The sequence below is a fragment of the Endozoicomonas sp. G2_1 genome (genome assembly GCF_017744155.1).
Lineage (GTDB): Bacteria > Pseudomonadota > Gammaproteobacteria > Enterobacterales > Alteromonadaceae > JAGHQT01.
The window spans coordinates 1-12,284 of sequence record NZ_JAGHQT010000021.1; the positions used below are offsets into that span (position 1 = coordinate 1).

General features: G+C 44.5%; 10 protein-coding genes. 1 reads left to right on the forward strand and 9 read right to left on the reverse strand.

The window, feature by feature from the left end; genetic code table 11:
• On the reverse strand, nucleotides 1–248 hold a 248-nt coding region (locus J7384_RS16975), incomplete at its 3' end, for a hypothetical protein (RefSeq protein ID WP_209115734.1).
• On the opposite strand from J7384_RS16975, the gene J7384_RS16980 reads away from it, so the two are divergent.
• Nucleotides 238–1,359, forward strand: coding sequence for a site-specific integrase (locus tag J7384_RS16980; protein WP_209115735.1), 1,122 nt, complete (start codon nucleotides 238–240; stop codon nucleotides 1,357–1,359). The two genes, J7384_RS16975 and J7384_RS16980, sit on opposite strands and share 11 nt — an antisense overlap.
• Nucleotides 1,360–1,368: 9 nt before the next feature.
• Here J7384_RS16980 and J7384_RS16985 read toward each other — a convergent pair whose 3' ends face one another.
• The 8 genes from J7384_RS16985 to J7384_RS17020 form a co-directional block, all read right to left on the reverse strand.
• Nucleotides 1,369–1,605, reverse strand: coding sequence for a hypothetical protein (locus J7384_RS16985; protein WP_209115736.1), 237 nt, complete (start codon nucleotides 1,603–1,605; stop codon nucleotides 1,369–1,371).
• A gap of 296 nt (nucleotides 1,606–1,901) precedes the next feature.
• Entirely contained in the window at nucleotides 1,902–3,140 is a 1,239-nt protein-coding gene (locus J7384_RS16990) for an integrase family protein (RefSeq protein WP_209115737.1), read from the reverse strand.
• A 60-nt stretch (nucleotides 3,141–3,200) separates the two neighbouring features.
• Complete coding sequence (locus J7384_RS16995; RefSeq protein ID WP_209115738.1) at nucleotides 3,201–9,089, reverse strand: PLxRFG domain-containing protein; 5,889 nt, start codon at nucleotides 9,087–9,089, stop codon at nucleotides 3,201–3,203.
• Between the two features lie 8 nt (nucleotides 9,090–9,097).
• Entirely contained in the window at nucleotides 9,098–10,327 is a 1,230-nt protein-coding gene (locus tag J7384_RS17000; RefSeq protein ID WP_209115739.1) for a hypothetical protein, read from the reverse strand.
• Nucleotides 10,327–10,845, reverse strand: coding sequence for a hypothetical protein (locus J7384_RS17005; RefSeq protein ID WP_209115740.1), 519 nt, complete (start codon nucleotides 10,843–10,845; stop codon nucleotides 10,327–10,329). The genes J7384_RS17000 and J7384_RS17005 overlap by 1 nt, the downstream gene beginning before the upstream one ends.
• Entirely contained in the window at nucleotides 10,846–11,313 is a 468-nt protein-coding gene (locus J7384_RS17010) for a hypothetical protein (protein WP_209115741.1), read from the reverse strand. It lies immediately after the preceding gene.
• Nucleotides 11,314–11,315: 2 nt separating this feature from the next.
• Nucleotides 11,316–11,894, reverse strand: coding sequence for a hypothetical protein (locus tag J7384_RS17015; RefSeq protein WP_209115742.1), 579 nt, complete (start codon nucleotides 11,892–11,894; stop codon nucleotides 11,316–11,318).
• Nucleotides 11,875–12,276, reverse strand: coding sequence for a hypothetical protein (locus J7384_RS17020; RefSeq protein WP_209115743.1), 402 nt, complete (start codon nucleotides 12,274–12,276; stop codon nucleotides 11,875–11,877). The genes J7384_RS17015 and J7384_RS17020 overlap by 20 nt, the downstream gene beginning before the upstream one ends.
• Nucleotides 12,277–12,284 lie beyond the last annotated feature (8 nt).

Here is a 12,284-nt window from a genome sequence, read left to right on the forward strand (position 1 = left end):
TTGAGTAATAAAAGCACAGAGAAATAAGCAAGGTTTTTAAACACTTTGCCATCTAAGATATTGATTATTAACAATAAAATAATGGTGGACGATACTGGGCTTGAACCAGTGACCCCCGCCTTGTAAGTGTGGGTGGGGTGCTTGATTTTAAAGGGTTGCGTGACGATTTGTAGCCTTGCTGTACTCGTTCGTTTATGTATACTTGCGTTGATTCTAACAAAAATCAAAGGCAATAACATGGCAAGCATAATCAAGCGGAATAGATCCGCCCGTGCAACTATTAAGCACAAATCACTCGAAAAACCTTTAGTAAAAACTTTCGGCGAACACCCTACTTTTGAAGAAAACAAAAAAGCTGCTGAACAGTGGGTTGAGAAAAAAGAGGCCGAACTAACGTTAGGTGCTCATATCGATATGTCTGCGGCAACGCAAATTTATTTTGACGAGTTACTAGTTAGGTATCGCGACGAAATTCTATCGAAAAAAGAAGATAACAGCCGCGACCTATCAAAGGTTCGCGTTATTCGTGCGGCAATGACCGGCATACCAATAGAATTTTTCACAACACGAGCAGACCTCTACGATCACGCTCAAGAATCGGGTTACACCTTAGACCAAATTAATTTCGATTTTATATGTGGCTTTATCAGTCATCGTCTATTTATCGAGGGCGTGGCTTGGGACACTGTAAACAAAGACTTACAATTAATACAAAACGTCTTAAAAACTTCTTGCGTTGGTTGGGGAATAAACGTACACGGAAACGCGATTACTGACGGAATTAAGAAATTTGACATTCTTAACCCTGAATATGACAGAAAGGAAGGTGTTAGGGAACGTAGAACAACTATGCTCGAAAATCAGTTGTTGTTCGATGGCCAAAGCAAGTACAGTTTAATCGCTGAATTTGCCGTTGAGACGGCTATGAGGCGCGGCGAGATTGCGCGCTTAGTTCCTGCTGACTTACACGGCAATATATTAGAAATTCATAAAACCAAGACAGACCGCAAACAACGAAAAGCTGGTCGCGTCATTCCTATATCGCCAAGAGCCGTTGAAATATTTGAAAGCTTCGCGAAACATGTAGAACCCGACGAGTTACTTTTTGGTTGTTCTGATCCTAAATCGTTGTCTCAAGGATTTGACCGATTGTGCGAGCGACTAAATATTGATGATTTAAGATTTCATGATTTACGGCACGAAGGTACAAGCCGACTCTTTGAACAAGGCTGGGAAATCCAGCAAGTAGCGTCTATTACTGGCCACACTAACTGGAAAACATTGCAACGCTATACACACCTCAACCCTAGGTCACTAGGAAACATGTATAAGCCACCTGTAACTATGGTTGCCGCATAACAAAAAGCCCTAGCGATTGCTGGGGCTTTTTTTATCTAATGTCACAACACCGCCGTAACCAATACCCAAAAAAGCTATAGATTTACAGGTGCCATAATAAGCAATGTATTTTTTGTCGCTGCTCTGCACTTCTTCTTCAAGACAATAAACGTAAAGCCGTTTTTTTTCGTCGTAGGCCAACGCCACACGGTCAGTCACAAAATGTGGGATATAAAACAAGATAGCTTCTAAAAAGTCTTTAAACATTTTAATCACCCAATAAAAAACCCCAGTTTGGCCACTGGGGTTTTTGCATTTTTTTAATTATTTAAAACAAGAGGAGTTCAATGAAAAGCGAAACTCAAGACCTATATTATCAACACAATATAAGTGCGCAACGCTAAAAACCGTCACGCTTTAAATAATTTGCGGATCTCTCCGGTTCAACGTGACCGCGCACGTTCTCAACCATCACGGATTAGGGATATAACATTATCAATGCCCACACTTTCGCAGTGAGCGCGGCTAACCCGTCAGTTAGCACCAAAACGGATGAACAAGCCCTATTGCTTGCCGTTACCGTCTATATTCTGTTGCCACAAACCATCAAGATAGTTTATCCAAGTATTGTAAGCCTCAAGCTGCTCAGCAATGTAATCATGTTTCTGATAGTTGCCTTTAATACCTTTTAGCTTATGCCCTAGTATTTTCTCTGTCACAACATCGTCGATACCGAGTTTGGCCATGTGCGTATCAATGGTGCGGCGCAAGTCGTGCATGTTCCACTTATCGAGACATAAACGCTTGTTGATTGTTACCGGTATTCCCACTAGCGATTGACCGCTAACTGGCTCTCTAGAGTGCGGTTTATCTGACGGTGGAATGAGTGTACCCGTGTCGGGGTACAAGTCTATAAGCGCCTGTATATCTGGCTTTAAGCTCTCATGAATAGGTCTGATAATCGTCGATTTATTCTTTGAATCTGGCACCGACCAAATGCCGTTCATTAAATCAAAATCGGTTTTTTGCGCTGTTCTCAACTCGCCAGTTCTATCGCCAAAGGCAATAATTAGCTTTGTGATTAAAAGGTTTCTGCGCCCCATAGGACGCTTATTGTTGTGAAGCGCTAGCGTTGTATCTTCATTAACAAAACGCCATAACAAGCCCAGTTCGTGATCGAGTAAGTAGCGGTCGCACTTTTCAGGATGCTTACCAACATCGTTAACTTTCAAAGACTCTAAAACCAAGCATTCACCTTTATGCTTTTTATTAACAAAACGCAAAGCCGTTTGCAGTATGCCGAGCAAGCGACCAGCCTGTACCGGATGCTTTACTAATGCTGGGTTATCAAACACCTGATCCCAATCTTGCATAGTAGTCTTTTCAAGCGGCAAGTTACCAACATGCCTATAAACATAACGCTCAAAAAGTGGCGCTAGTTTATCAAAATCAGACTTTCTATTTTTCTTGGCGTAGTTATCCAACCAATACTGCAAGCCGTCTTTAACGGTAAATGCCGTTTGATTTTCTCTTATTTTAAGTTTCTTGTGTTGCCTTGGATCTTGGCCTTGCTCAAGCATTCGCTTGTACTGCAACGTGTCGGCTCTCGCCTCGTCTAGCGAATATGCTGGGTAAGTGCCAAGCTTCATTTTTGCCGGTGAATCAATCCATTTGAACCGCAATGAAAAAATTATTTTTCCCTTCGGCGATACTACAACAGTTAAGCCGTTGCCATCGCCAATTGTGCAACCCTTCCCTTCTTTTTGCCAAAGTTTGTTTAGCCGTGATTCCGTAATTTTCATGTGTCATGCCCTGATTGCTGCTTTTTGTTAAATCAGAGCATAACACATTTAGTACACTTTTTAGTACTGATATTTTTCAAAAGTCTGTGATTTGGTACGAGGCTTATACAAACCTTCGTCAGTCTGAGCGCCACGTTTTGCCTTGGCTCTGTAACTTCGCATCACTTGTTTTGGTGTAATTCTGTACTCAGGATATTGTGAACTAAACTCGCTCGCTTCTTCCCAGAGTTCACGAGTATTACGGTTTTTTCTCATCGCATTGATGATCTTAGTGATAAGCACTTGTCGCTTACTACCTAGACGCTTATCAAGACTAGATATAGCGTTATTACGGTCGTAAATATCAGTCAACTTCGCTGGTGAGAAACCCATACTTTGAGCAACAGAACGCCAAACGTTTCTGTTAATGAATTCCTCGCGCGCCATTAACTCATCACCGCGAAAGTTCTTTTCACCCTCGAACATGCGATAAATGGCCTTAGATGGATCGGCAATAAACTTAGGCACCGCAGTAGTAAAACCCTTGATAGTTTTATGGCTATCATCCTCGGCTATACCTTTGCCAAAAGTATCAATCCCGCGAATGACTTTTAACCAAGTACCAAACACCGCGCCGAATGTTTCCTCGATGTAATGCCATGTTTTTTCCTGTCCTTGCATTTCACGCGATGGTGAACGCCATAACAGACCATCAAGTTTAATACGGTTTGATAAATCGATGCCAAGTGCCGTATTAACCGAGCCACGGAATAGCACACCTTCGAGTGGCGGGCTTATCTCATGTATTGCCGTTCTCATTTCTGCAATAACATCGTGCTCGTCATCATCACTTATCGCATTGAGCACGGTATTCGTCACCTCAGACAAAACACCAATCAACGGCAAGGCTAATAAACCGCCCGCCATAAAGTGCGCTGTTAAAATGCCGGTTAACTCTTTGGCATGTTGTCTGCGCTCTTGTTTTGTTGAACCATCAATTGCTCTAGCAAAATCCTTGAGCAACAAATTAATAATGTTCTGCGAGTAGGTTTTAAAAACGAACAGCATTTTCTGGACGTTACCACGCATACCATAGGCGCGATTTTCCGATGAATAATCAAAGTGAATCGCACGCACTGCGCGTTGAGCAACAACTTTCATCTGCTCGTTAGTCGGCTGCTTACCATTGTTAGACTTGCCGTAATCCTCGGCATATAACTTCATGGCGGCTAAGGCGACAACTTCACGGTTAAATATTTCGGCGTTATGAAATACCGAGCCAGCACCACGAATGGCCTTTATCGTGTTACGACTATACGTGGCTTTCTCTCTCATATCGGTTTCGGCCAACTGAGCCATAGCCTGCATTTGGGTAATTTCAATTGTGCCGTCAGTGTGTAGCTCTTTAAGCAACTGCTTATAGTTGTCACTTAATTTAGGGCTATCAACCAATGAAACCCAAGCGTCAGCCTGTACCGCCTTTTTCCAGCTAAAACCGCTTTTGTTATTCCAAGCCTGTTTACCAAAATCAGCACTTAACTTACCAATCTCTGACATAGTGCGGCCAATACCATAGCGCGAGCCTAACCAAGGGATGCCGATAAGGAAGGTTTGCGACATATTGATTAAACCAGCCGCAGGACTCACCGCAAGGTGCATCATGAACGCCCCAGTAACCATAGCACTAGCGAAACGGCTGCCGTTCGGATTCATATTTGAGTCGTGGATTTTACGCACATGGTCAACAATCACACGGGCTTGCTCTTTATTTTCTTGCGAATAAGTGTCCTCACTAACCAAAGCGTCCATATCTGAAATAGCTTTTGATACTTTATGATCGTACTTAATGCGAGAAATTTTAATTGCCGTGTGAAAAGCCGTATGAGCAAATGCTCTGCGCTGGTCAGAACTAGCACCCTTAATATACTTTCGGTGTATTAGCTGTTTACCAGCCGAGTTAGCGGGCAACGAGCGCAACATGGTCTGATAAATCAGATCCATAACCTCAGTATCAGGGATTAATCCGTATAAATCGTAGGCGGTATCAGTTGGCACCACCTGCGCAGCATCTTCTTGATGCCGTTTGTCGTAATGCTCATCTGATAGCTTTTCGATTTTACTAATAAGCGTTTTAGCATACTCAGAAATGTTATTACTTTTGCCACCGGTTTCTGAGACAAGATCACGCAATACAAGCAAATCGGGTTGCTCTTTGCGTAACTTGGCCTCGGCTGCTCGTGCCTCTTTCTTTGAAGCGTACTGATAACGAGCAACGACTTTGCCAGTATCTTTGTCTTTAGCGATTACAACGTAATCACCAAAGCGAGCCAACGGGAAATAAACCCCTTGCTCTGACGCACGTAAAAACATTTCGTCAACTTGTGTCAATGCTTTCGCTTTGTTGCGCTTGTCTAAGCCTAACTCATCGATGCGTTGTTGCAACGCCTCATGCTGCTCTTGCCACAAATCGACATAAAAATCGCGTACCGCAATATATTGGTCTTGACCTTTTTTGCCCAAAGCCGCGAAATCCTTCGCTAGCTTCGTGTGGACATTTCGCAGTTTGCCAAGTTCGTGCTCGCTATCTGCAACTTCATCTTTAAGTCGTGTTAGCTGCGCACGCTCTTTAACGCTAAGCTTTTCTTTAGCGTTTAACGTAGCAATTTCTTTGTTGCCGTCATCAATTTGTTGAGTCAAGTTTTCAACAATAGGCTGTACCTTAAACGCTTTCGCCGCGTCTACCCGCTGCATAGTTGCCTCAAGCATCACGTTTGATAAACGTTGAGAAGTTTGCGGATCGAGTAAATCCCACTTTTCCTCAATTTGCTTTTCGGCCTTACTCAGCAAGTTATTGCGATATGCCTGCATGCGCTGAATGTTGTCTGAAAAACTATCGAGTAAAGACTTGTCGCCGTCCATGAATAAATCGCGTTTCGACTCGACAATCTGATCTGTCATACGAGCATATAAGCCATATTTACTGTCAAACGCTTGAGCAACAGGTCTAACGACTTTCTTTGCCACGGCCTTGCGGGTATCAGAAGCCAGCGAAAAGCGAATATCACTATTACCGGTAGAGCCTTTGCCTTGCTGCACGGCTTTTCTTGCATCACGTAATATTGCAAAAAGCTCATTATCAGACACCTTATTGAGCTGCACTAATCCAAGCTTTTTAAGCCCTTGGCGAATAGTGCCTAGCACCTCTTTAACCAATCGTTTAACAGACGGCTTATTGTCTTGTGCAAGGTGAGCCAATAATTCATCAACCATAATCTGCTGTTGAGTTTCCGGTGAGTAACCAGAATCTTTTAAGCCGTCTTGGTATTGAGACAGGTCGATATTGTGCTTTTTAGTAATGCGTTGAACGCCGTTATTGCCGCCGATAGCCGCATGTAATTGGTTTAATTTCTTAGGTAATTCTTGACCAAATACCTTGCGTATACCATGATGCCCGTAGGTTTCATGGAAAATAACTTGCTCAGCCTCTTTTGGTGAACCGAGTTGATCCGCTACTAAATAGGTTTTACCGTTATGGAATACGCCCCTTACCTGACCTTCGGCCTTTTGTCGCTTGGCTGCATTTTTAATGGCATCAGGAAGATCATTAAAATTAGACGCTACAACAAAATCGTTCTTGCGCGCAGAGCCGCCAGACCAACCACGGACAACACGATCAACAACCTTACTAGCATCGGCCTTAGTGATGGTGGTGCCGTTATTGCCGGTAGAGACACTAGCGTTAGAATTAGTGGGCGTGATTGATTTATTAATCCTTAACCCCGCATCACTGGCAACACTAAAGCGAGTATCGTCATCTGTTGATTTGTTACCCGTATTTTGTGCTATACTTTTGTCCGTGGCGGCTTGCTGCTGAGACGTTTCGGACGTTAGAGGTGGAGAGCTTTTTTGCTGGTATACGCTCGCAGTACGCGCCCGCCACATCGATTTAAGTACAAGCTCTTTCCTTCCCGTTCTGATTTCTTCAACATAATACGTTGTTCCATCATCAACTTGCTTTTGATATTTAATCAGATCATTGCCTAATTTATCTTTACCAGATAATTCAACCTTATCGGGGTTAGAGATAATTTCGCTGATCTTAGAAAAGTCAGACTCTTTAATCGCAATTTGACCGCGTTTACTCTCGGCCATTGCATCGCCGTGATGCTTGAATGCGTGACGAATGCCTGACGTATCAACAACGTGTTTATAGCCGTCTAAATTAACGCCTGTAAGCTCTGTTAAACGTTTCGCTTCTTTGCCCTGAACAACAGACAACCTTATCTTTTTTTGCTTAATGCGGTTCTTAGGCTTGGCAAGTTCGACAACATCTTGAGGGGTGCCGACTACCGTGTTTTTTGGCAAGTTATAAGCAATGTCGTATTTATTGTCCGTAGGCTTATCGCTTTTAGCTTTTAGTTGAGGCTTTAATTGCTCAGCAATTGCGTTATTTGGTACGTAATTGTCTTGTTCGCTAAATGCTTGTAGTGGCGATTGCTCTTGGTTTTTAATACGTGAACGCTCAGCACGAGGCAATAGAACGCGTTGATCTTCGAGTTGATTCTCGATTCTCTCGGCTTTACTGGCTGGCCTAATACGCTCTCGCGTATTCAATAACGTATTGCTTTCAATTTCATTTTGGTAAGCGTTTTCGGCTGCTTGGTTTTCAGCAAATTGTTGGTTGAACTGGTTTACTTGCTCTTGATTGTGCTCGCGCCTTGCCTGTTCTGGGCTTAACTCAACTTTGTCGGCAAAATCATAAGTTAGCTCATTGACGCTATCGAGCGACGATGGCTGTTGAAAGCTGTAGTCTTGCTGAGCAACTTCAATAGGCTGTTGCTGCTGTTCGATGTTTGGCGCTATTTCTGGGTTGGCAAACGCCGCCTGATCTTGCGCAATAACTGACTTGCCAGACAAAAAAGCCTCATCGCTGGCAAGCAAATCAATATTATCGCCTTGATATTCGTCTAGTGTTTTCTTCGCGCGATAGTAATCAACTGGTGCCGCAGAACCACGTAAACCACCACCAACACCAGCACCGGCCAACGCTGACCATAAGCCGCCCTCAACAGAATCAGCGAAATCATAGCCTCGTTCAGTGCCTATTTGCTCGCCTGCATCTTGAACCAATTGTTGACTAAATTCTGTCGCACCTTCAATCACTGCGGCTCTACCAGCATTCTTGCCAGTTTCTTTAATTGCATTTGCAACAGAAGCGCCCGTGATATCACCTAACGCATCAGTAGCCGCATAACCTGACGCTTTGCCGCTTGTGCCTAAAAATGGTTTTAATACATTGCCAGCACCAAAACGTTCTAGTGCAGCAACAACGCCCGCTGTCGGGGCTGCAACTGCGAAATCAGACAGGCTTGGGTTTTCTGCACTACGACCATCATTAGCCGCTCTGTTTTCTGCAAAATCCTGAGTGATACCGGCATAAGTCGGCACCGGTGCAGCAATTAAGCCAGCCATTACAGGCAGGCTATCAGCACCCGCACTTGCGATAAACTGACCTGCTTCTCTTAGTACATCAAAGGTATCGCCGTGCTTATACGCATCACTTATTGAATCTGGGCTACCTGTAGCGGTAGTTTCCAATGCGTCTCGCAAGCCTCGTCCTGCTGACTTAGCACCATCACTAACAGAATCCACTAACCTATCACGATATAGATCAACATCATGATTTGCCGTATCTTCACCAACAATATTACTGGAAACAAAACGCTTAAGTTCTGCATTAACATTGTTCAAGCCATCAAGAGCGCTACCAGCAAAACGAGAAATACTACCTAGTGTATCAAGCCCAGAGTCGACTAATTGCGCCGAATAAGAGTCACCTTGCGCTGGAATGATTTCAGGTGCATTTTGTTGCAAAAAATCGTCACTTAAGCCGATATCTTTTGCCGCACGATAGAACTCGTGCGGGTTAGATAAGTCGTAATTTGCAAACGGATTTTTTTGATTATCCATACAAAACCTTACTGTGAGCGTTGTTGAGCTTGCGCCGCTAATAGTTGTTGTAGCAATTGTGCTTGTTGCGGGTTAGCGCCTTGTGCCGGTGCTTGTTGAGGCTGATTGCCTTGGCCAAGCAATAAACGGTCAACAGTCGCAATTGCTTGTTGCTCGATAGCCTGCTTTTCTTGCGGCGTTTCTGCTGAAATGTAAGCGGTATCATTGTTTAATCTGTCCATGATTAAATTAGTACGTGCTAATTGATAACGCTGTGGATCTTGTCTGGCCATACTTCTTAATGCCCAGACCTCGCCCTCACTCAAACCCATAGCACGAGCTTGATTGCGAACGTTTTGAGTTTCAGAAGGAACATTGTTTTGTTGCGGGTTCAATGCAGACATATAGCGAGCAGAATTAACCGCCTCAGTTTGAGGAATGCCGCTTTGTTCAATCACATCAGCAAGCATCCCCATTGAAGTCGCTTGTCTAAATATTTCTTCACCTGAGAAAAACTTAACTTTGTCGTTCGGATCTGCACTTCGTAGCTCAGAAACATAGCTGTCATAAGCGCCTTTTTCGGTGGTCACTTTCACGCGAATACGGCCTTGGTTGCCAAAACCCCCCTCAAATCCTACCACTTCAACATCGCGAATTTTGCTACCGTCTCGGCTCTTACTGCCTACCGCTCGATTCAAGTTACGCTTAAATAGCTTATTGTATGAACCAACGGCACCACTAAAGTCGCCTGTTCGCAAGCCGTGATCAATGCCTTGCTGTAGTGTCTTAGCCTGCTGCCTGCCGTCTCTATCACGTAGCATAACCATGTTAGAGCTATCAAAGTCTTTGCTTTGAATAAGATTTGAAACAGTGCCTGGTCTTTCACCTTCTTGTTGCAGTGCAATGGCTAAACGCTCTTGCAAACTGGCTTTCTTTTTAGCTTCTTTAGCCGAGTTTAGCTTGAACTGGCGACTCGCTGTGCCGGTATTAACTGAGTCAATCTGAGCTTTTTTCACTTGTTGGTTCAATGCGCTATTAGTCTGCAAGTTATCAACTTCGTGCTGCAACGCTTGACGCTGTAGCGCAGAGTTGGCCATATTTGCATTGTGAATCTCGTCACGTTGCATTTTTTGGTCATCGTATCGCTGTTGCTCAAGTGCTACTTGTTGATCATAGCGGCGCTTATTTTCTTGTTGTTGATTGTGCTGGTTCATCATGCCCCAGCCCGCTTGAAAACCTTCTACTAGTCCTCTGCTCATTATAAAATCTCCGCTAAAGCCCAAGCCGCCAATAAACCAACGCCCGCCGTAGCGAGGCCACCCGCTAATGATGCGCCTAATCCCGCCGTAGTGCCTGCACCAGCCGCGCCTGCACCTGCGGTAGCAGTACCCGCTGCCGCTGTACCTGCTGTTGCTGTGCCTGCTGTCGCTGCTGTAGTACCTGCTGTTGCCGCACCAGTTGCGCCTGCTGCGCCCGCTCCCGCTCCCGCTGAGCCAAGACCGGCGGCTGTTGAACCGGCTGCGCCAGTGGCGCTAGTGCCAGCGACAGACGTACCTACCGTATTAGCCAATGAGCCAGCGGTGTTAACTGTTTTTAAGCCATGCGCTAAACCTAACGAGGCACCTGTTGCCTTAGTAGTATTGTCGGCCTGTTCTTCGGCTAACTCGATTCTGTCGTTCGCAATGTTGCGTTGTTGCTCTGCTTGAGCACTTTGTCTAAAACCTGAAATCGCCTGATCCTTCGTGCGTTGACCAGCTTGTAAGATGCTATAAGACATTTAGCCCCCTGCTCGATTCGTAAATGTTTGTTGTGAAGTGCTCGCTCCTGTTAAAACGTCATTTCGACGATCAGAGTCAGCGATACGGGTATTATTTTTGGCATGAGCCATAGACAAGGCGCGGTTAACATCGTTATGACGAGACGTATTACGAGCAACATCATAAGTCTGTGTTAAGCCGTAGCGTTCATTCATCATGCGTTGTTGCAAGCTTGAGTCGTTGTATGCCTGATTAACGTTGGTAGTAACTCTTGATAACTGCTCATCAAGCAACTGTGTTGAGTCTGCTAATTCCATTAATCGACGTTCGTATGGTAGAAATCTCGACCGATAATCAGCATATTGACGATTGATTAAATTGGCGTAAGTTCTTGACGCATAATGCTCGTCATTTGGATTAACATACCCGTAGGTGTTGTACTGGTTTTGTTGGGCAACCTCTCTGACCGCTCTAAAATAGTCAGACATAATTAATTACCACCATCGTCGTTATTTAATGAATAGTTAAGCCCTGCGCCTATCGCTGAACCAAGCACCTGATTTCTGCCTGTTGAACGTTGTAACGCATTGCTCGCAGAACTATTCGCATAGTTATTTGCCGAACGAGCAACATCACCGAGGCCAGCAATAGAATCTACCGCTTGGCCTTGTCCCATTTGTGCGATTGACTGTAAGCCAGAAACAAAGCGATCTTGCTGAGCAATTTGAGAACGATTTACAGAGTCGGCGCGCGCTTTTGCTTTTTGCTGCTCTAGTCTGCCAATCTCTTGTTGAAATAAGCCGCTATTAGGGTTGATGTTACTTGCGGCCATTGAACTAGCAGCCTGATTAATGCCGCCGTTGAATTGTGATGTAACCGAGTTAGTCGCCAGCCGTCTAACATCATTCATGGCTGTTTCTGAGCCTAGGCGTTCAACACGCCCGAAATACTCGGTTTCGTATGGTCTAAATAAAGTTTGATAGTCGTTCCAACGCTGCATCGCTACGCGAGCACTTGCGCGTTGTTCTTCGGTTTCTTCTAGTCGATTGCTACCGCCACCACCGCCCATTGTTCACCTCTTTTCTGTAGGTAATGAATTGATTGCGCCGAGCTTTTGGGATAAATCCCATTCGCCCAGCAATGCGTTTAAAGCCTTTTCGACTAGTCTCAAATTCAACCGCTTTACATGCTGTTTCGCTGGCCATTTGCTGACACATTCGTACACCGTGCTTAAGGCCATTGGTCATGCGACTAATACCTACCCAAACAAAAAGCACTAACTCGTCATCGCGAAACGTTGGTTTCACCGCTAAAAAGCCGATATGTGGTTCTGAGTAAATAATTGCCTCGCCTTTTTCTTGAGCTGTTTTAAGTTGCTCAATTAAATCAGGCACGCCAGTAGCCTTGGCGAGTTTGGTTAACTCACCAACAAAGGGTTGAAATTTATTCATAGATACAA